The organism is Enterobacter cloacae complex sp. 2022EL-00788, from assembly GCF_026627565.1.
Classification (GTDB): Bacteria; Pseudomonadota; Gammaproteobacteria; order Enterobacterales; family Enterobacteriaceae; genus Enterobacter; species Enterobacter pasteurii.
This window is the reverse complement of sequence record NZ_JAPNMC010000002.1, coordinates 118,076-138,922: the sequence shown is the minus strand read 5'-3', so window position 1 is coordinate 138,922 and position 20,847 is coordinate 118,076. Positions and strand designations below refer to the sequence as shown.

At 57.4% G+C, this 20,847-nt stretch carries 17 protein-coding genes and 1 other annotated feature; of the genes, 5 read left to right on the top strand and 12 right to left on the bottom strand.

The annotated features are described in order from the left end of the window. Positions 1-119 precede the first annotated feature (119 nt). Positions 120-1,772, bottom strand: a complete 1,653-nt coding sequence (gene ushA, locus OWK27_RS03125; RefSeq protein WP_267589798.1) for a bifunctional UDP-sugar hydrolase/5'-nucleotidase UshA — start codon at positions 1,770-1,772, stop codon at positions 120-122. 164 nt (positions 1,773-1,936) lie between these two features. On the opposite strand from ushA, the gene OWK27_RS03120 reads away from it, so the two are divergent. Together OWK27_RS03120 and ybaL are read left to right on the top strand one after the other, a co-directional pair. Then, positions 1,937-3,145, top strand: coding sequence for an MFS transporter (locus tag OWK27_RS03120; RefSeq protein WP_193355648.1), 1,209 nt, complete (start codon positions 1,937-1,939; stop codon positions 3,143-3,145). A gap of 232 nt (positions 3,146-3,377) precedes the next feature. Beyond that, positions 3,378-5,054 carry a YbaL family putative K(+) efflux transporter gene (gene ybaL / locus OWK27_RS03115; protein ID WP_148420320.1) on the top strand — a complete coding sequence of 559 codons (1,677 nt, stop codon included), beginning with the start codon at positions 3,378-3,380 and terminating at the stop codon, positions 5,052-5,054. A 115-nt stretch (positions 5,055-5,169) separates the two neighbouring features. On the opposite strand, the gene OWK27_RS03110 is transcribed toward ybaL, so the two are convergent. The 9 genes from OWK27_RS03110 to OWK27_RS03070 all read right to left on the bottom strand — a co-directional run bounded on the left by OWK27_RS03110 (position 5,170) and on the right by OWK27_RS03070 (position 14,571). After that, on the bottom strand, positions 5,170-6,474 hold the full coding sequence (locus OWK27_RS03110; RefSeq protein ID WP_148420319.1) for an inosine/guanosine kinase: 1,305 nt from the start codon (positions 6,472-6,474) through the stop codon (positions 5,170-5,172). A 62-nt stretch (positions 6,475-6,536) separates the two neighbouring features. Then, entirely contained in the window at positions 6,537-7,499 is a 963-nt protein-coding gene (gene hemH, locus OWK27_RS03105) for a ferrochelatase (RefSeq protein WP_267589797.1), read from the bottom strand. A 124-nt stretch (positions 7,500-7,623) separates the two neighbouring features. Further along, a complete protein-coding gene (adk, locus tag OWK27_RS03100; protein WP_022647279.1) occupies positions 7,624-8,268 on the bottom strand; it encodes an adenylate kinase in 645 nt (214 codons plus the stop codon). A 229-nt stretch (positions 8,269-8,497) separates the two neighbouring features. Beyond that, positions 8,498-10,372: a molecular chaperone HtpG gene (gene htpG, locus OWK27_RS03095; RefSeq protein WP_148420317.1), complete on the bottom strand. Its 1,875-nt coding sequence runs from the start codon at positions 10,370-10,372 to the stop codon at positions 8,498-8,500. 110 nt (positions 10,373-10,482) lie between these two features. Then, positions 10,483-11,088: a recombination mediator RecR gene (gene recR, locus OWK27_RS03090; RefSeq protein ID WP_006809843.1), complete on the bottom strand. Its 606-nt coding sequence runs from the start codon at positions 11,086-11,088 to the stop codon at positions 10,483-10,485. Further along, entirely contained in the window at positions 11,088-11,420 is a 333-nt protein-coding gene (locus tag OWK27_RS03085; protein ID WP_003858972.1) for a YbaB/EbfC family nucleoid-associated protein, read from the bottom strand. The genes recR and OWK27_RS03085 overlap by 1 nt, the downstream gene beginning before the upstream one ends. 53 nt (positions 11,421-11,473) lie before the next feature. Further along, a complete protein-coding gene (gene dnaX / locus OWK27_RS03080) occupies positions 11,474-13,402 on the bottom strand; it encodes a DNA polymerase III subunit gamma/tau (protein ID WP_267589796.1) in 1,929 nt (642 codons plus the stop codon). Further along, positions 12,080-12,144: a sequence feature (DnaX frameshifting element), on the bottom strand. Its footprint overlaps the gene before it by 65 nt. Before the next feature lie 88 nt (positions 13,403-13,490). Beyond that, positions 13,491-14,042, bottom strand: coding sequence for an adenine phosphoribosyltransferase (gene apt, locus OWK27_RS03075; RefSeq protein ID WP_000127359.1), 552 nt, complete (start codon positions 14,040-14,042; stop codon positions 13,491-13,493). Between the two features lie 151 nt (positions 14,043-14,193). Then, positions 14,194-14,571 (bottom strand): DUF454 family protein, encoded by a 378-nt coding sequence (locus OWK27_RS03070; RefSeq protein ID WP_148420315.1) that lies wholly within the window; start codon positions 14,569-14,571, stop codon positions 14,194-14,196. Between the two features lie 50 nt (positions 14,572-14,621). Here OWK27_RS03070 and priC point away from each other — a divergent pair, with 50 nt between their 5' ends. Together priC and rsmS are read left to right on the top strand one after the other, a co-directional pair. After that, the gene (gene priC / locus OWK27_RS03065; RefSeq protein WP_252004945.1) at positions 14,622-15,149 is read left to right on the top strand and encodes a primosomal replication protein N''; all 528 of its coding nucleotides are present in this window, start codon (positions 14,622-14,624) and stop codon (positions 15,147-15,149) included. Between the two features lie 14 nt (positions 15,150-15,163). Further along, the gene (gene rsmS / locus OWK27_RS03060) at positions 15,164-15,337 is read left to right on the top strand and encodes a pleiotropic regulatory protein RsmS (protein WP_023334736.1); all 174 of its coding nucleotides are present in this window, start codon (positions 15,164-15,166) and stop codon (positions 15,335-15,337) included. A gap of 32 nt (positions 15,338-15,369) precedes the next feature. Here rsmS and mscK read toward each other — a convergent pair whose 3' ends face one another. After that, positions 15,370-18,726, bottom strand: coding sequence for a mechanosensitive channel MscK (gene mscK / locus OWK27_RS03055; RefSeq protein WP_267589795.1), 3,357 nt, complete (start codon positions 18,724-18,726; stop codon positions 15,370-15,372). Between the two features lie 113 nt (positions 18,727-18,839). Then, entirely contained in the window at positions 18,840-19,493 is a 654-nt protein-coding gene (gene acrR, locus OWK27_RS03050) for a multidrug efflux transporter transcriptional repressor AcrR (RefSeq protein WP_148420312.1), read from the bottom strand. 141 nt (positions 19,494-19,634) lie between these two features. Here acrR and acrA point away from each other — a divergent pair, with 141 nt between their 5' ends. Continuing rightward, the gene (gene acrA / locus OWK27_RS03045) at positions 19,635-20,828 is read left to right on the top strand and encodes a multidrug efflux RND transporter periplasmic adaptor subunit AcrA (RefSeq protein ID WP_148420311.1); all 1,194 of its coding nucleotides are present in this window, start codon (positions 19,635-19,637) and stop codon (positions 20,826-20,828) included. Positions 20,829-20,847 lie beyond the last annotated feature (19 nt).

The window sequence follows — 20,847 nt, the reverse complement described above, 5'->3', positions numbered from 1 at the left end:
CGTTGCCCGGTGGCGGCTGCCAGGTAAAAAAAACGGTAACAGGCGTTACCGTTTTTTGTGTTCGCGCCCTCTTCTCCCGGTGGGAGAGGGTTGGAGTGAGGGCATCAGGCCGCACAACGCTACTGCCAGCTCACCTCGCCCTTCGGCTCGTACGCGTTCACGTCAATCGGAGAATTTTGCTGGATATACTGCTTCAGCACCTCCGCATCGATAAACCCGGTATTCACGTAGCCCGGTTTGTTATCAATATGCGGATAACCATCGCCGCCGGTGGCGTTAAAGCTTAGCGTTGCCAGACGGTAGGTTTTCGCCGGGTCGACCGGCTCGCCTTTGATTTTGAGATCGTTGAGCTTGCCGTCCTTCGCCACGAAGCTGACGTTAGCGAACTGCGGATACGCCCCGGAGTCCGGCTTCATCTGCGCCACGGCGGTGAGGTAGTCAATGACCTCTTTCCCGCTCATATCCGCATACACCACCACGTTGCCAAACGGCTGCACTTTGAGCACGTCTTTGTAGGTGATGTTTCCGCCTTCTATGGAATCGCGGATACCGCCGCCGCTCATCACGGCGAAGTCCGCATTCGTGCGCGCCATTTGCGCGGCCAGCACCAGATGCCCCATGTTGGTCTGCACAAAGCGAACTTTGCTGCGATCGCCCTCCAGCCGACCGTTAAGCGTACCGATCTTCACATCCAGCTGCGCTTTACCCTTGCTCTGGAACGGCATCAGCAGGGAGAGCATCTGCTGGTTTTCAGCGATTTCCGGGGTATAAAGCACGCGCTCGCTTTTGCCGTCCGGGTAGGTCACTTTTTTCTTCAGGTTGACCGGGATAAGCTGATAGTGCACCAGCTTCATCTCGCCGTTACGGAACTCGAAATCCGCGCGGCCAACATATTTGCCCCACTCGTGGGCCTGCACAATCCAGATCCCGTTCTGACGATCCGGCGCGCACGGCGTGCCCGGCACATAATCCACCTGCTTTTTGTTCTCAGAGGCCATACAGACCGGATCCTGAGAGTGACCGCCCACAATCATCGCCAGCGAGCCAGCCGGGAGGCTGCGCGCCATCTCCACGTCGCCCGGCGCGTTAGAGCCGTGCTGACCGTTGTCGTAGTGCCCCATGTGGGTGGTGGCGATAATCACGTCCGGTTTTTCATTCTGCTGCAATTCCTGAATAACCAGCTTCGCCTCGTCCGCCGGTTTACGGAATTCGATATCGGTAAAATATTCAGGGTTGCCAATTTTAGCCGTGTCGTCGGTCGTTAATCCGATAACCGCAATCTTCAGATCCTGACGCTTGAACAGCGCCCAGGGCTTAAACAGGCGTTCGCCGGTGCTTTTCTGATAAATATTGGCGGAAAGGAACGGGAATTTGGACCACTTCTCCTGCTGGCGCAATACGCTCAGCGGATTATCAAACTCGTGGTTTCCGACGGCCATCGCGTCGTAACCGATTAAATTCATGCCGCGGAAATCAGGCTCCGCATCCTGTAAGTCGGATTCCGGTACGCCGGTATTGATATCCCCGCCCGACAGCAGCAGCACGCTGCCCCCCTGGGCCGCCACCTCTTTGCGAATGCCGTCCACCAGCGTTTTTTGCGCCGACAGGCCATATTCACCGTATTCGCTGCGCCAGAAATGGCCGTGATGATCGTTAGTATGCAGAATGGTTATTTTATAGGTTTTATCTTTTTCATACGCCTGAGCGGGCAGGCTTGCCAGCCCCCATGCGGCGATGAGCGCCAGCGCGACGCCACGCTTCATTAACTTCATCTTCTCTCTCCCTGACCAATAGACAAACGCAAAAATTACAGTGACTCACAAGAATAGACAAATAAGTTTTCAGAATTGCGACTTTCTTCAAATGTCACGGACGGGTATGTTAGTCGGATAATAATTACACCCTGCATCTCTAATAACAAATCGACGTGGTATTTATGGCAATCAGTGAATCAACCCAGCCCGTCCAGGGCGCTCCGGCGTCGCGCACCTCCTTTAAGGTCTTAGGCGCCATCAGTCTCTCACATCTGCTCAACGACATGATCCAGTCGCTGATTCTGGCGATTTATCCGCTGTTGCAGTCCGAGTTTTCCTTAACCTTCGTCCAGATCGGCATGATCACCCTGACCTTCCAGCTCGCCTCTTCGCTGCTGCAGCCGGTGGTGGGCTACTGGACGGACAAATACCCGATGCCGTGGTCGCTGCCCATCGGCATGTGCTTCACCCTGAGCGGGCTGGTGCTGCTGGCCATGGCGGGCAGCTTTGAGGCGGTGCTGGTTGCCGCGGCGCTGGTGGGAACCGGTTCATCGGTATTCCACCCGGAATCGTCCCGCGTGGCGCGGATGGCCTCCGGCGGGCGGCACGGGCTGGCGCAGTCGCTGTTCCAGGTGGGCGGCAACTTTGGCAGCTCCTTAGGCCCCCTGCTGGCGGCGGTGATTATTGCCCCTTACGGTAAAGGCAACGTCGCGTGGTTTGTGCTGGCCGCGCTGCTGGCGATTGTCGTCCTGGCGCAAATCAGCCGCTGGTATGCCGCACAGCATCGCGTGAACAAGGGTAAGCCGGTGGCGAAGGTCGCCAATCCGCTCCCGCGCAATAAGGTGATCCTCGCGGTCAGCGTGCTGCTGGTGCTGATTTTCTCCAAATATTTCTACATGGCGAGCATCAGCAGCTATTACACCTTCTATCTGATGCAAAAATTCGGATTATCGGTACAAAACGCTCAGTTCCACCTGTTTGCCTTCCTGTTCGCGGTGGCGGCAGGCACGGTGATTGGCGGGCCCGTGGGAGATAAGATTGGGCGTAAATACGTAATTTGGGGCTCTATCCTCGGCGTTGCGCCGTTTACGCTTGTTTTACCGTACGCCAGCCTGGAATGGACCGGCATTTTAACGGTGATCATTGGATTTATACTGGCATCGGCCTTCTCAGCCATTCTGGTTTACGCGCAGGAGCTGCTGCCGGGACGTATCGGTATGGTTTCCGGGCTATTTTTCGGCTTCGCCTTCGGCATGGGCGGCCTTGGAGCCGCTGTGTTAGGGATGGTTGCGGACCATACCAGCATCTTCCTGGTTTACAAAATCTGCGCTTTCCTGCCACTTCTGGGGATGTTGACCATATTCCTGCCTGACAACCGTCATAAAGCGTAGTTTCCCGGCTGCCAAAGTTAAACTTTGGCAGCCGGATAACCTGATGCCATAAGGCTTTCCTCTCCCTCCCCTCTGCAAATTTACCAAAACCTGCCCTTTTTCACGCTTATTGCTCTTTTATTCTGATTTCAACAATTATTCATAAACATAAGCGTAAAAATTGTCATAAACTATTACTCGGCTTTTTGGTATTTACGCCAAAAATGGATCACTCACCACGAAAGGAGACGGAATGCACCACGCCACACCGCTTATTACCACCATTGTTGGTGGACTTGTGCTCGCTTTTATTCTCGGCATGATTGCCAACAAACTGCGTATCTCCCCTCTCGTCGGCTATCTGTTAGCGGGTGTACTGGCGGGGCCCTTCACGCCCGGTTTCGTGGCAGATACCAAGCTGGCACCTGAACTGGCGGAATTAGGCGTGATCCTGCTGATGTTTGGCGTAGGTCTGCATTTTTCACTCAAGGATCTGATGGCGGTAAAGTCGATCGCCATACCGGGAGCTATCGCTCAGATAGGGGTAGCAACGCTGCTGGGGATGGCGCTTTCCGCGGTGCTGGACTGGTCGCTGATGACCGGTATCGTATTTGGGCTGTGTCTTTCAACCGCCAGTACCGTGGTGCTGCTGCGCGCGCTTGAAGAGAGGCAGCTGATAGACAGCCAGCGCGGACAAATCGCGATAGGCTGGCTGATTGTGGAAGATCTGGTGATGGTGCTGACGCTGGTGCTGCTGCCCGCCGTCGCCGGAATGATGGAAAAAGACAACGTCGGCTTCGCCTCGCTGGCGCTGGATATGAGCATTACCATCGGTAAGGTTGTCGCGTTTATCGCCATCATGATGCTGGTGGGCCGCCGTCTGGTGCCGTGGATCATGTCCCGCAGCGCCGCCACCGGTTCGCGTGAGCTGTTTACGCTCTCCGTCCTTGCGCTGGCGCTGGGTATTGCCTTTGGCGCCGTAGAGCTGTTTGACGTCTCCTTCGCGCTGGGCGCGTTCTTTGCCGGGATGGTGCTGAACGAATCCGAGCTGAGCCACCGCGCCGCGCATGACACCCTGCCGCTGCGTGATGCGTTTGCGGTGCTGTTCTTTGTCTCCGTCGGGATGCTGTTTGACCCGATGGTGCTTATCCAGCAGCCGCTGGCCGTGCTGGGCACGCTGGCGATCATCATCTTTGGTAAGTCCGCTGCCGCCTTCTTCCTGGTGCGGATGTTCGGCCACTCGCCGCGCACGGCGCTGACCATCGCCGCCAGCCTGGCGCAGATTGGCGAGTTTGCCTTTATTCTGGCCGGTCTGGGTATGGCGTTAGACCTGCTGCCGCAGGCGGGACAAAACCTGGTGCTGGCGGGGGCGATCCTCTCCATCATGCTGAACCCAGTGCTGTTTGCCCTGCTGGAGAAATACCTCGAGAAGACCGAAACCCTCGAAGAGCAGACCCTGGAAGAGGCAATCGAGGAGGAGAAGCAGATCCCCGTGGATATCTGCAACCACGCGCTGCTGGTCGGTTTTGGCCGCGTCGGCAGCCTGCTGGGTGAGAAGCTAATCGAGCAGGGTATTCCGCTGGTGGTCATTGAAACCTCCCGTACCCGCGTGGACGAGCTGCGCGAGCGCGGTATCCGTGCGGTGCTCGGCAATGCGGCGAACGAAGAGATTATGAATCTCGCGCACCTCGACTGCGCCCGCTGGCTGCTGCTGACCATTCCGAACGGCTATGAGGCCGGCGAGATTGTGGCCACGGCGCGAGAGAAATGCCCGAATATTGAGATTATTGCCCGCGCCCATTATGACGACGAAGTGGAGTACATTACCGAGCGCGGCGCGAATCAGGTGGTGATGGGCGAGCGTGAGATCGCGAACACGATGCTGACGCTGCTGGCGAAACCGCCGGTTGCTGAGGCGGTGACGGGTTAAGTTTTGCTGCGGATCCCCTAACCCCGTCCTCTCCCCAAAGGGGCGAGGGAGAAAAGACGGCTCTGTGCTATCCCCTCTCCCCTGTGGGGAGAGGGTTAGGGTGAGGGGTCTTCTTTTACCTGTCCCAGTACGCCTCTTCGAGGCTGTCTTCCCGCTCCGGCAGTCCGCGCGTTAAGCGCGGCGAATGCTGGTTCAGCACCTGATAGCTCACGCGGTTCGCGTACTTACACACCTGCGCCAGCGAGGAGTAGGTCAGCCAGCTGAACCGGTGCTTGCTGGAGTTTGGCACGTTAGTTTTATGGTAGGCGTTAGCGGTAATGTCGTGCAGCAGCGCGGCCAGCGCGCCATCGCCCGCGCCGTTGGTGTTCATGATCTTCTCAGGTCCGCCCATATACGGTGCGATGTGGGAGAAAATGCGCAGCGGGTTGATGCAGTCTTTATGACGCATGGCGCGGCTGAACTCGTACTGGTTAAATTCGGCAATCGCTCCCGGCAGCAGCGGATGTTGGGTTTTGCGCTTGCTCTCCTCTTCCGTGAAGCCCGCCATGTACAGCCCGACCGGGCCGGCAGTGCAGAGCACCAGATCCACCCAGTCCAGCGCCTTATCAGACGCCAGCAGCGGATCGCTCTCGCCGGTCAACGCTTCGGCTTCTTCTTCGTTCATCGCCAGAATGGAGACGTGCTCTTTCAGGAAGGCCTGCCACCACTCCGGGTTGTCGGCGATGACAAATTTCGTGCCCAGCGTCAGCACCACCGGCACGTTGTATTTCTTCGCATACTCTACCGCCTTCATGGTCGCTTCCGGCATCGGCTCGCCCGGCTTGCAGCGCACCAGATAGGAGGTCAACACCAGTGCAGACGCGCCCGCAATCACCTCTTCAGGAATGCTGTCAGCGCGCAGCTGGTTCATATGGCCCGGGCTGATGGCAAACGTACGTTCGCCAGAATCGCTAATCAGCGTAAAGCAGCGGCCAATCGGCCCGTCAACGCCCTGCAGATAGTTCAGATCGGTACGGCTGGAGGTATTGCACAGGTAGCGGTAGGCATAGCCACCGATTTCGATATTGCTGCACATCACGCCGAGCAGGACCGAGCGGTCATCAGCCAGTACGGAATAGTTGTGCATGGTGTTGCCGATGGTTCCGCCGGCAAACTGGTGGGTAATGAGATTTTCGCGCACCAGCTCCTGGTACAGCGCCTCGGCAACGTCGTCCTCAATCACCAGCGAGTGCCCGGCGCTCAGACCGTAACGTGCGACAAACGCATCATCCACTTTGGCTTCAATATCCACCAGCGTCTGATCGATACCGACCACCCAGGCAGCGCTGGTTTCGCTTTCTGGCTGAATTTGCTGAAGCAGTGGATCGCGGGCATCGACAGGGAAATAGTGTTTGGACTTGCGTTTACCGGGAAATTTCATGGTCTGAACTGTGCATTGAATACGGGCCGGGAATGGTAGCACAAACCCGGCCGTTAACGCGATCAGCGGCTGGTGGTGACCAGCGACACCATCATGTCAATGTGTTCAGGGGAATCGTTAAGCGCCGGAATATACTCGTATTTCGTTCCGCCAGCCTCCATGAAGAACTCTTTGTTCTGGACAGCAATCTCCTCCAGCGTTTCCAGACAGTCCGCCGAGAAGCCCGGCGACATCACCTGAATATGCTTCACGCCCTTCTCGCCCAGCATCTTGAGGGTTTCATCGGTGTACGGGGTTAGCCACGGCTCGCGCCCGAAGCGCGACTGGAAGGTCATCATCACCTTCTCCGGCGGCAGGCCGAGGGCGGACACCAGCTCGCGGGTGGTATCGCGACAGCGCTGAGGATAATCATCCCCTTCGTTAGCGAAACGCTGCGGAATGCCGTGATAGGAGAGCAGCAGCAGATCCGGCTCGCCGTGTTTTTCAAACGACGCGCGCGCGCTGCTGGCAAGGGCTTTAATATACAACTCGTTATCAGCGTAGTCGCGAATAAAGGTAACCCCCGGAATACGGCGACGGGTCGCCAGAATGCGGGCCAGTTCGTCCCAGACTGCCGCTACCGTGGAGCAGGAGTACTGCGGATACAGAGCCAGCACCACGATATGCTCTACGCCCTGGGCCAGCAGCGCTTCTACGCCGCTCTCAAGGGAGGGCTTGCCGTAGCTCATGCCGAGGGCTACGGGCATGTCCGGCAGGCGGGCGGCCAGCGCTTTCTCCTGACGACGGCTGTAGACCATCAGCGGCGAGCCCTCTTCCATCCACACGGACTGGTAGAGCTTTGCCACGCGCGGCGAACGAATCGGCAGAATGACGCCTCGCAGCAGTGGCCACCACAGCAGCCTTGGCGTATCCACGACGCGCGTGTCGCTTAAAAATTGTCGCAGGTAGCGTTTTACCGCCGCTGGAGTAGGTGCTTCTGGGGTACCCAGATTGGCAAGCAGGATGCCGGTTTTCGCCTGACTCATTCACGCCTCTTAACCATTTGATAGGTTGTCAATTGTAGCGGAAATGCGTTTAAACGAAACCCATTGCTGTAATAGGTAAGATGAGAATTTTTCTCACCCGGGAGTCCGGGTGAGAGGGATGCCGTTAGCCGAGGATCTTTTCCAGCTCTGCACGTACGTCAGCCACGGCTTTGGTGCCGTCAACTTTTGCGTATTTGGTGTTACCCGCCTGCGCTTCTTTGGAGTAGTAGCCGATCAGCGGAGCGGTCATCTGATGGTATTCCACCAGGCGCTTACGCACGGTCTCTTCCTGATCGTCTTTACGGGTGGTCAGCTCTTCGCCGGTCACGTCGTCTTTGCCTTCAACCTTTGGTGGGTTGAATTTGATGTGGTAAACGCGGCCAGAGGCAGCGTGCACGCGACGGCCAACGATACGGTCAACGATCAGCTCGTCCGGCACGTCGAACTCCAGCACGTAGTCCACGTTGATGCCCGCTTCTTTCATGGCGTCAGCCTGAGGAATGGTGCGCGGGAAGCCGTCCAGCAGGAAACCGTTGCGGCAGTCTTCCTGCGCAATGCGCTCTTTAACCAGCGCGATAACCAGTTCATCGGTTACCAGCTTGCCTGCGTCCATGATGTCTTTAGCTTGTTTGCCCAGCTCGGAGCCAGATTTAACAGCGGCACGCAGCATGTCACCGGTAGAGATTTGCGGAATACCGTATTTCTCCATGATGAACTGAGCCTGAGTTCCCTTACCCGCGCCCGGAGCGCCAAGCAGAATAATACGCATTGCGAAAATCCCCTCAAATGTCGATTCAATTTTTCAAAAGCGCTAAACAATACCACCAGAACGGGTATCGCTCAAGGAAGGCGGGGAAGCTGAAACGGTTAACGGGGGGAGATTATTTGGGGGAGTGCGAGAATGCCCCCTCACCCTAACCCTCTCCCCAAAGGGGAGAGGGGACGATTATACCCTCTCCCCTTTGGGGAGAGGGCCAGGGTGAGGGGCAGGTGTTGAATTACGCCAGCAGCAGCGCATTCACGCGTTTAATGAACAGGTTAGGATCTTCCAGCGTGCCGCGCTCGGCCAGCAGAGACTGATCCAGCAGCAGTTCAACCCACTCGGCGAAGCGCGCGTCGTCCTGGGTATCCGCCGCGCGTTTCACCAGCGGATGATCCGGGTTCAGCTCGAAGATATATTTCACTTCCGGCACCGCCTGGCCCGCCGCCGCGAACAGTTTCGCCATCTGGGTGCTCATTTCATCCGCATCGGTCGTGACGATGGCCGGGGTATCGGTCAGACGGTGCGTGAAGCGCACCTCTTTCACGCGGTCGCCCAGCAGGGTTTTCACGCGCTCAACGAACGGCTCCAGCGCCTTCTCGGCTTCTTTCGCGCTTTCATCCACCTCGTCCGCCAGCTTGTCGATAGATTCGTCGGCTTTGGCAACGGACTGGAAGGATTTACCGTCGAACTCGGTCAGGTAGTTCATCATCCATTCGTCGATGCGGTCAGAAAGCAGCAGCACTTCGATGCCTTTCTTACGCAGCAGCTCCAGATGCGGGCTGCTCTTCGCTGCCGCGTAGCTGTCGGCAGTGATGTAGTAGATCTTCTCCTGCCCTTCCTTCATGCGGGAAACGTACTCTTCCAGCGACACGGTCTGGGCGGAGGAGTCGTTGTGCGTAGAGGCGAAGCGCAGCAGCTTAGCGATAGCCTCCACGTTCGCGGTGTCTTCCGCCGGGCCTTCTTTCAGCACCAGGCCGAACTGTTTCCAGAAGGTCTGGTATTTTTCCGCATCGTCTTTCGCCAGTTTTTCCAGCATCTGCAGCGCACGCTTGGTCAGGGCGTTACGCAGGTTGCGGGTGACGGTGCTGTCCTGCAAAATTTCACGGGAGACGTTCAGCGGCAGATCGTTGGAATCTATCAGGCCACGTACAAAGCGCAGGTAGTTCGGCATGAACTGCTCGGCATCGTCCATAATGAACACGCGCTGCACGTACAGCTTCAGGCCGTGCTTGTGATCGCGGTTCCACATGTCCCACGGCGCCTGCGCAGGGATATAGAGCAGGCTGGTGTACTCCTGCTTGCCTTCCACGCGGTTGTGGCTCCAGGTCAGCGGATCGGTAAAGTCGTGGGCGATGTGCTTGTAGAACTCGTTGTATTCTTCGTCTTTAATCTCAGACTTGCTGCGCGTCCACAGCGCCTGGGCCTTGTTGATTTTCTCCCAGGAAACCACGGTTTCACCGTCTTTTTCTTCCTGTTTTTCAATCTCTACCGGCAGCGCAATGTGGTCGGAATATTTGCTGATGATGGAGCGCACGCGCCAGTCGTTCAGGAAATCATCTTCGCCTTCACGCAGGTGCAGGGTGATTTCGGTGCCGCGATCCGCTTTGGTGATGTCATCAACGGTGTATTCGCCTTCCCCTTTGGATTCCCACAGCACGCCGTTCTCGGCGCTATCGCCCGCCGCACGGGTGCGCACGGTGACTTTGTCCGCCACGATGAACGCCGAGTAGAAGCCAACGCCGAACTGGCCGATCAGCTGGCTGTCTTTCGCCTGGTCAGAGCCCATGGACTCGAGGAACGCTTTGGTGCCGGATTTAGCGATGGTCCCGAGATGGTCGATCACCTCGTCGCGGTTCATACCAATACCGTTATCGGCAATGGTCAGGGTGCGGTTCTCTTTATTGAAAGAGACGCGCACGCGCAGCTCGCCGTCGCCTTCATACAGATCCGGGTTGGACAGCGCGCGGAAGCGCAGCTTGTCCGCCGCATCGGAGGCGTTGGAAATCAGCTCACGCAGGAAAATTTCTTTGTTGGAATACAGGGAATGGATCATCAGATGCAGAAGCTGTTTTACTTCTGACTGGAAACCACGGGTTTCTTGTCCTTTCATCTAAGTCGACCTCAACAATGCCATTTAATGGGGTTGTAAAACGTTGAGTGAGAGATGGGGATAAGGGGGGAAATTTTCAAGCGGAGGCCGCGCGCGCAGCCTCCGTTTGGTCAGAAAATAATCTTGTGGCGTCCGGCCAGAGAGTGCGACAGCGTGGTGCCGTCGACCATCTCCAGCTCTCCGCCAACCGGCACGCCGTGGGCGATGCGGCTGGCGTCAACGCCGTACTGCGCGCACAGCTCGGCGATATAGTTGGCCGTGGCTTCCCCTTCCACCGTTGGGTTGGTGGCGAGGATCACCTCTTTGATCGTTTCCGATTCAAGGCGCTGTTCCAGGCGATCGAGACCGATATCGTCCGGGCCGATGCCGTCCAGCGGGGAGAGATGCCCCATCAGCACGAAATAGCGGCCGGAAAACTGCCCGGTTTGCTCAATGGCGTAGATGTCCGCCGGACTCTCCACCACGCAAATCTGGCCGTTTTCCTGACGGCGCGGGTTCGTGCAGATGTTACACACGTCCTGCTCGGTAAAGGTACGGCAGTCCGCACAGTGACCAATTTCTGACATGGCGCGGGTCAGAGCCTGCGCCAGGCGCATCCCGCCGCTGCGGTCGCGCTGCAATAGCGTAAACGCCATGCGCTGCGCCGACTTCGGGCCAACGCCCGGCAGGCAGCGCAGCGCTTCCATTAACTGCGTGAGCAGCGGACTGGTTTGCATCAGAATGGCATCTTAAAGCCCGGCGGCAGCTGCATACCGCTGGAAACAGAGGCCATTTTCTCTTTCTGGGTTTCGTCGATACGGCGAGCGGCATCGTTGAATGCGGCTGCAACCAGATCCTCCAGCATCTCTTTGTCGTCTTCGAGCAGGCTTGGGTCAATTTCAACGCGACGGCAGTTGTGCGCACCGTTGATGGTCACCTTGACCAGACCGGCACCGGATTCGCCCGTGACTTCCAGCTGAGCGATCTCTTCCTGCATCTTCTGCATTTTTTCCTGCATCTGCTGAGCCTGCTTCATCAGGCCACCCAGACCGCCTTTTCCACCAAACATAGGCTTCTCTCTTCTTTCACGTTAAGGATTACAACCGTAAGTCAGACTCACGATCAAATGGGGCGAATACTCTCTTCATCCAGGTCCGCGTCGAAGAACCGGCGCAGGGTCTGGATGTTGTTATCCGCGATAATCGACTCGCGCGCCTGCGCGAGCTTCTCTTCATAAATGGCCTGTCGCCACTCCAGCGGCGTGCGCACCGCCGGATTATCATCTTCAATGATAGTCAATTCAACCGGCGAGCCCTGCAATGTGGCGAGCGCCTCGGCCAGCGCCTTTTGTGCGCCGGGGGAATTGAGGTGCCGCTGGCCCGGGCGCAGGTGCAGACGCACCTGATTGCCGTCCTGCTCTTTCCAGGCGTTCAGCGCGACCTGCTCCACCAGCTTCGGCAGCTGAAGTTTGCTGACCTCAGCGGCCCAGGCGTCGCGCTCGATGGACTCTTCGGCCAGCTTCGCGGACAGCTCCGGCGTTTTTTCATGCTCCAGCGCCTTTTTCAGCGCCTTCGGCGTGGCGACCACTTCCTTGACCGTTTCAACAACGGTGGTCGCCTTCCAGCGGTAAGCCTCTTCTTTTGCCGGGGCTTTCTGCTCGAGCGCGGACGGCGCCGGGCGCGACTGCACGCGCTCCGTTACCGAGGCCAGTCGTTCAAGCGCGGCGTTGTTCACCGGCCGCGCTCTTCCTGGCGCTGCCGGTTCACTCTTTTTTGGTTTGGTTGCTCCCTGCGCACGCTGCAGCTGGCTTCGTGCGGCAAGCACCGAACTGGTGGCATCCGACAGCGGCACTTTTTGCGGCGGAGGCGGCGTCGGCTGCGGTGGCACCTGCTGCGGTGACATCACCGCGGTCGGGGCGACCGGCGCAAAGGACTGCCGGGGAACTTCCGGCTCCGGCAACGGCATGCGCGGATGGAAGGCCAGCGCGCGCAGCAGCGTCATTTCAACGCCCATCCGGCGATCCGGTGCAAACGGCAGCTCTTTGCGGCCAATCAGCAGCGTCTGATAATAAAGCTGTACGTCAGCCGGCGGCACGGTTCGCGCAAGTTCACGCATACGCTGTTCAATGGTCGCCATGTCCGCGCCGATGGCCGACGGAGACAGCTGCAGCATCGCCACGCGGTGCAGCAGGCTGAGCATCTCGACCAGCAGCGCTTCCCATTCAACGCCACGGGCAGCGGCGGCGTTGACGAGCGACATCACCCGCTCACCGTTGGCGGCAATCATCGCTTCGATAAGCGAGAGCGCCTGGTCGTCATCCAGCGTGCCGAGCATGGTGCTGACCGCGTCGGTAGAAAGTTTACCGTCACCGCTGGAAATGGCCTGGTCGGTGAGGCTCAGCGCATCACGCAGGCTGCCGTCAGCCGCGCGGGCCAGCAGCTGAAGCGCGCGCGGCTCGTGGACAATCTTCTCTTCATCGAGAATGTGCTCAAGCTGAGCGCGGATCTGCTCGACGTCCAGCGCCTTCAGATGGAACTGCAGGCAGCGCGACAGGATCGTGACCGGCAGCTTTTGCGGATCGGTGGTCGCCAGCAGGAACTTCACGTGCGCAGGCGGCTCTTCCAGCGTTTTCAGCAGGGCGTTAAAGCTGTGGCGCGACAGCATGTGCACTTCATCGATCAGATAGACCTTGAAGCGGCCGCGCGCCGGGGCGTACTGCACGTTGTCGAGCAGATCGCGGGTGTCTTCCACCTTGGTGCGCGAGGCGGCGTCAATCTCGATCAGATCGACAAAACGCCCCTGCTCGATCTCTCGGCAGTTATCGCATACGCCGCACGGGGTGGCGGTGATCCCGGTTTCGCAGTTCAGACCTTTTGCCAGCAGGCGGGCAATAGAGGTTTTACCGACGCCGCGGGTGCCGGAAAAAAGATAGGCGTGATGGATGCGACCTAGCGACAAGCCGTTCGCCAGGGCCGTCAGCACATGTTCCTGACCGACAACGTCAGCAAAGGTTTGTGGTCGCCATTTACGGGCTAACACCTGATAACTCATGGGCAGGCTCTGCAACGCTGGAAGGTGAATTAATGGAGGGGAATGCTATCACAACCTCACCCATTGAGCGAGGTTGTGAGAAACGGGATTAATGACCCGGGAATGGCACCAGGCTGTAGCTGGTAATGCCCTGTTTTTCCAGGCGCTGTTCGCCGCCAAGATCGAACAGGTTGATGATGAATGCCGCGTCGGTCACTTCACCACCCAGACGACGGATCAGCTTCACGGTCGCTTCGATAGTACCGCCGGTTGCCAGCAGATCGTCCACCACCAGCACTTTGTCGCCTGGCTTGATAGCGTCAACGTGGATTTCCAGCTGATCGGTGCCGTACTCCAGCTCGTAGCTCTCAGCGATGGTTTCACGCGGCAGTTTGCGCGGCTTACGCACCGGCACAAAGCCCACACCCATTGCCAGCGCAACCGGAGCGCCAAACAGGAAGCCACGGGCTTCGGTACCTACTACTTTGGTGATCCCGGCGTTTTTATAACGCTCGACCAGCAGTTCAATGCTGAGCGCGTACGCTTTCGGGTCTTCCAGCAAGCTGGTGACATCGCGGAAAAGAATGCCAGGTTTCGGATAGTCCTGGATACTTTTGATGCTGTTTTTCAGATATTCAAGCTGCTGTGCAGTTGCGGTCATCGGTTTGTGCCTAAATGAAACAGTGTTACTCACGGCGCGCGACGAGTCGGTCAAAGTAAAAGTTGTTTAACCTTTGACCAGGCGCACCTGTGCTCGAAAACGGTCGAATTTACTGGCTGTGCGCCATAATTGCAACAGCCATGATGAGGCTTCAGTGCTTTTGTTGCTTTTCATCAACCACCGGGATCCGCCACATAAAGATCAGCAGACAGGCCAGGATCGCCAGCAGCAGAACGCGTACCCACATCATTTTCACCAGCCATAGCGAGACGGCGAAGGTGATAAGTATGAAGACAATGGCGCGCGGCTTGGCTCCGGGCGGCATTGCCCGGTGTTTTTGCCAGTAGCGCAGGTAGCCGCCAAACCAGGAGCGGTACAGCAGCCAGTGGTGAAAACGCGGCGACGAGCGGGCGAAGCACCAGGCCGCCAGCAGGATAAACGGGGTGGTCGGCAGCAAGGGCAAAACCACGCCCAGCGTACCCAGCACTACCGCGAGCCAGCCAATGATGATTAAAATAGTACGCTGCATAATGCGAATCGTTATCAAACTGAACGGCTACTTTACCACTGGAGAGCGCATTGAAAACAGCACTGCTTCTTGAGAAGCTGCAAAATCAGCTGATCGCTCTGCGCGCGCAGGCCACACCGCTGATGGGACATGCCACGCTGAAACCGCGCTTTGACCGACAGCTTTTCCGCACCCGCAGCACCGTCCTTCAGGATTACCTTGCTGAGGCGCAGACGAGCCTTGACGAGCTTCGCCATGCGGTTGAGGGTGAACAGCGGGAACAGGTGGCGTGGCTTGCGGAGCATCTTGCCGAGCAGATCGCTGCCCTGCATCGCGAAATCGCCGCCTGGCCGCTACGCGCCTGGGACAGCGCCTCGCCGGGCCTCGGCAAATGGCAGCACAGGCGGCTGGAAAACCAGGAGTTTGAGCGCCGTTTGTATGAGATGAAGCGCGAGCGCGAAGCCCGACTGAACGACAGCGAAACGCTGGAAGAGCAGCAGTTGTTAATGCGTGAAATCAGCGCGCTGGAAGGCCGCATCGTCCGCTGCCGCCAGGCGCTGGATGAGATTGAACGCGTGATTGAACGCCTGACCCGTTAACAGGAGCCACACTGATGTCACTGGAAAATGCACCCGACGAGGTCAAGCTGGCCGTCGATTTAATTATGCTGCTGGAGAATCATGAGATCCCGGCGGAGACGGTGCTTAAGGCGCTGGAGATTGTGCGGCGTGATTTTGAGGGAAAATTACCCCCTCACCCTGCCCTCTCCCCTGAGGGGAGAGGGTAAAAGCAGCCCGCACCGGATTATTCCCTCTCCCTTCAAGGGAGAGGGTTAGGGTGAGGGTCGTCACCCTTAATCTCGCGCTTCACTTCCGTATGTTCGTCACCTTTTTCGTTACGCAGGTGAACTTCCAGCTGGTTGAAGGCGATATTAATGTTGTTTTCACGGCACAGACGGTCAATGGTGCGGTTCAGCTCATCGACGGTATAGCTGCGGTCGCGCAGCTCGCGTACGTATAGGCGCAGCTCATGATCCAGCGTGCTTGGCCCGAAGGTGGTGAAGAACACGTCTGGCGCAGGATCGTGCATCACTTTCGGGTGCGTATTCGCCGCTTTCAGCAGCACCTCTTTGACCTTGTCCAGATCGGAGCCGTAGGCCACCCCAAGTCGGATCACCACGCGGGTGGTGGTGTCAGAGAGCGACCAGTTGATCAGACGCTCGGTCACAAAGGCTTTGTTCGGAATGATCACCTCTTTGCGATCGAAGTCGGTGATGGTGGTCGCACGAATACGGATCTTGCTGACGGTCCCGGAGAAGGTGCCGATGGTGACGGTATCGCCAATACGCACCGGACGTTCGAACAGGATTATCAGGCCAGACACAAAGTTACCGAAAATCTCCTGCAAGCCGAAGCCCAGGCCCACCGACAGCGCGGCCGCCAGCCACTGGAGCTTATCCCACGAGACGCCGAGCGAGCCGAATACCGTCATCGCCCCGACGATAATAATGACGTAATTGAGGATGGTGGTAATGGCATACGACGCCCCCTGGCGCAGGTTCAGCCTTGAGAGCACCAGCACTTCCAGCAGACCCGGCAGGTTGCGAATCAACGCCCACGCAACCACCGACGACACCAGCGCAAAAAGCAGGCTGCCCATGGTTACGCTTTTCATTACCGCCGCGCCCGCTTCGGTACCGTTGTACTGCCAGAGGGTAATGCTATCGAGATAGGCGAAGACGGTAATTAAATCAGACCAGATAGCCCAGAACATCACCGCAAACAGCGCGATCATCACCAGCATGGTGATACGCAGGGTTTGCTGGTTGACCTGCTCCAGCGCAATGGTCGGCTCTTCCTGCGGCTCGGCCCCTTCCGCTCCCTCTTTCACCTGATTCTGACGACGCGCGACGGCGCGGCGATAGGCGATACGGCGCGCCGCTACGCTCAGGCCGCGCAGCACGGTCTGGTAGAGCAGGTTCCAGATAATGACCAGATAGACGGTTTCAATCCAGCGGCCGGACAGGCGCAGCGTGGTATAGAAGTAGCCCGTTGCGGTGAGCACCATCAGCGCCAGCGGAACAATCGCCAGCACCGTCACGGTGAGCAGCCGAATGTTGTGCGACTCTTTATCGCGCCAGCTTTCGCGGCACATCGGCCACATCAGGACGGCAATCAGCAGCAGGTTCAGCATGATCGCCAGCTGGCCCAGCACGTCGTCCATTAAATGCAGCGGAGAAAGCTCCGCAACCACGGACCAGAAGTGCAGCGGCAGCAGCGCGAGGCTAATGCGCACAATCTGGCGACGCCAGTGGCTGGTGAGTTTCTCCGGCATGTTGAAGTGGCGAACGGCGACCCCGTCTTTTTCGAGCACTTTCCAGCACACGCCAAACACCAGCCAGAACAGCGCCAGCTTCTTGCTGAACGCCCACAGCAGATCGCTGATATTAAGCTGCATGGTCAGCAGGATCAGCCCGGCGGCAAGGATGAGCAGGCAGACCGGCAGGGCTCGAACGAGATCGATAAGGATCGCTTTCGGCGTGTGCAGCTGGCTGTCGTTACGCAGCTGCCCTACTTCCGAGGCCAGCTTCGCCTGGTACTGCTTCAGCCACTTCAAACGCCAGCGAATTAATCCGGCGATGAGCAATAGCGGCAGGCCAGCAAGGAAGGCAATCATCACCGCAGGCCAGGCTTTCTCCCAGTTCACGGTGATTTTCATGCCCTGAATCTGGGATTTCAGCGTTTCAGGGAAAGATTTAAACCAGTCCCAGTCCATCGGTTTATTGCTGTTCACCCAGAAAATCTGCTGGGTCAGGATCTCCTGCAAGCTTTTGGAGACGCTCACCAGCTGCTGCTGGTTGATTTGCAGGTTGATCGCCATCATCAGCTGGTTGCCCAGCTGCTTGTTGAGCTGATCCAGCAGTTCGCGGCGCATATCCACCACCTGCAACAGCGCGTCGTGAACCTCTGCGTTCACTTCACCTGAATGGCCCTCCTCCACTTTGGCGACGAACGCGTCGGTCTGGAAAAGCGCATCGCGCTGCTGGTTGATGTCAAACTGTTCAAGGCGCAAATCCGCAATGCGGTTGGTCATGTCTTCCAGCTCGTCGGCGGACGGCAGCGTCTGCTGCTGCTGGTAAAGAATACGCGACAGCAGCAGGCTGCCCTTCAGAACGGCAATCTGCTCCTTAACGTTGCGCTCGGCCTGCAAGGCGCGATCCAGCCAGTTTTTGACTTTGATATTCTGCTGCACCAGGGTGCTGCCGTTTTCCGTCGCCTGAATCAGACGCTCGCTGAGCTGATGGTTAATCTCCAGCTCCTGCTTCACCAGCGGGTTGGCCTGAATGCGCGCCGTTTCATCCGGCGATACCGCCTCCTGCGCCGTTTTTTCGGTGAGCGTCAGGCGCTTGCTGTTTACCGCTTCCTGCAGCAGCTGGAGCTGATGCTCAAGGCGGTTGATGTTTGCGGTCACGTAGTCACGCTGCTTTTGCAGCGCGTCCTGCAATACGGTATTGCCTTCCAGGCTCTTACGCTGCTGTTCAATCTCAGCATTGAGCAACGTTTGCTGAATGGTCAGCAACGTTTGCTGCGTCGGGCGGAGCGACCCTTCCCCAACGGTGGTGCCGTTCAGTCGGTTACGAATTTGCTGTAGCTGCTGCGACGCGGAATACATCGCGTTCTGCACGCGCTCCGGCTGGGTTTGCAGGGAAACCAGCTGGCTGTTGTAGGTTGAAAGATCGGACTGGGCCGTTTGCAGATCGTCCAGCAGCTGCGCCACGCGCGACTCAAGCTGGCGCAATGACAGCGTGGCGAGCGTTTTCCGGGTCTCTTCGTCATTATCGACGTCGCTGAGCGCGCTTAGGGCCTCGGTGGCCTTACGCATGTTTTCCGGCGCCTGAGCAACCTTCTGGCGCAGCTGGGCCGTTTCGGTTTTTATGCGTTCGATCTTATCAAGCGTATCCAGAGTTTCCGTCAGATCCTGCTGAACGAGTTTGTCCTGGGCGGTGAGATCTTTCTGCTTATTCAGGGTGTCGAGTTGCGACTGGACCTCGGCACGGGTGGGAACGTCACTGCCGTTGTCTGCACGGGCGTATGAATGCGGTGCGGCTGCAAAGAAAAACAGCAGGATCAAAAAAACGGCCAGAACAGGATGTTTCGAGCGATTGGTGTGCAGCATAGTCGTGAATGTGATCTGAGAAATGACCGAAAATAGTCGGGCGTGAAGAATATCACGCCCGGCTGAAGCAGAATAGTACGACGGAAAGGGTCTGCGAATTTTCTCAGGCGCGCTCAGGCAGAATGCTGAGGATGCTTGCCCTGAAGGGTCGGACAGAGCCGGCACATCTCCAGGAATATCTCGACGTAGCTGCGCGCCTCCGCGTGCAGATCGAACGACTGCGGCGCGAAAAGCCAGTTTTCCATCAGGCCGGAAATATAGCTGCGCATCAGGATCGCTGCCCGGCGGGTCAGCAGCGTGGCGGGAAGCATGTCGGCCTGCATGCATTCCGTGAGAACCTGCTCGATGCGATCGTAGCTTTCCAGACACAGGTCGCGCTGCGCCTGCTGAACCACCGCCATTTCGCCAACGAACTCACATTTATGGAAGATGATTTCCATCATCAGACGGCGACGCTCTTCAACAACTGTCGCTTCAAGGATATATACTAGAATTTCTCTTAGCACTGAGAGTGGATCATGAGGGAATTTTGCCCGATACTCACTCTCAAGATCGCTAATGCTGGACTCTGAAAGCTCCCAGATTTCACCGAACAGATCTGACTTGTCTTTAAAATGCCAGTAAATCGCTCCCCGCGTGACGCCCGCGGCCTGAGCAATCTGTGCCAGCGAGGTTGACGAAACACCCTGCTGTGAGAACAAACGCATTGCCACATCCAGAATGTGTTGTCGGGTTTCCAGCGCTTGTTGTTTGGTTTTTCGTGCCATACGTTGATGAATTTACAGGAGTCAGATTTACATACATTTATGAATGTATGTACCATAGCATGACGATAATATAAACGCAGCAATGGGTTTTTAGACTCAGGACCCTTGATCAATTTGAAATCGGACACTCGAGGTTTACATATGAACAAAAACAGAGGGTTAACGCCTCTGGCGGTCGTTCTGATGCTCTCAGGCAGCTTAGCGCTTACAGGATGTGACGACAAACAGGCTCAACAAGGAGCGGAGCAGGTGCCAGAAGTTGGCGTCGTGACGCTCAAATCCGAACCTCTCCAGATCACAACAGAACTACCGGGCCGCACCAGCGCTTACCGCATTGCGGAAGTGCGTCCTCAGGTGAGCGGCATCATCCTGAAACGTAACTTCACCGAAGGCGGTGATGTGAAAGCAGGTGAGTCTCTGTATCAGATTGATCCAGCAACCTACCAGGCGTCTTATGAGAGCGCTAAAGGCGATTTGGCGAAAGCAGAAGCGGCAGCCAAAATTTCGCAGCTGACGTTGAATCGTTACAAGAAACTGCTCGGCACGCAGTACATCAGTCAGCAGGATTACGATACTGCACTGGCCGATGCACAGCAGGCCAATGCGGCCGTTGTGGCAGCGAAAGCGGCGGTAGAAACCGCGCGCATTAACCTGGCCTACACCAAAGTGACCTCCCCTATCAGCGGTCGCATTGGTAAGTCCGCCGTCACCGAAGGTGCGCTGGTACAAAACGGCCAAACCAACGCGCTGGCCACCGTGCAGCAGCTTGACCCGATCTACGTTGACGTCACGCAGTCCAGTAACGATTTCCTGCGTCTGAAACAGGAACTCGCCAGCGGCCAGCTGAAACAGGAAAACGGCAAAGCCAAAGTTGAGCTGGTTACCAACGACGGTATCAAGTTCTCACAGACCGGCACACTGGAATTTTCTGATGTGACCGTCGATCAGACCACCGGCTCTATCACTATCCGGGCCATTTTCCCGAATCCGGATAAAACGCTGCTGCCGGGTATGTTCGTACGCGCCCGCCTTGAAGAAGGGACTAACCCAACCGCACTGCTGGTTCCTCAGCAGGGTGTAACCCGTACGCCACGCGGCGATGCGAGCGCGCTGGTTGTGGGTGCCGATAACAAAGTCGAAACGCGCAATATCACTGCAACGCAGGCGATTGGCGACAAGTGGCTGGTGACGAAAGGTCTGAAAGATGGCGATCGCGTGATTATTACTGGTTTGCAAAAAGTTCGTCCTGGCGCGCAGGTAAAAGCGCAGGAAGTGAAATCTGACGACAAACAACAAGCGTCTGCCGCTGGCCAGTCAGAACAAACCAAGTCTTAACTTAAACAGGAGCCGTTAA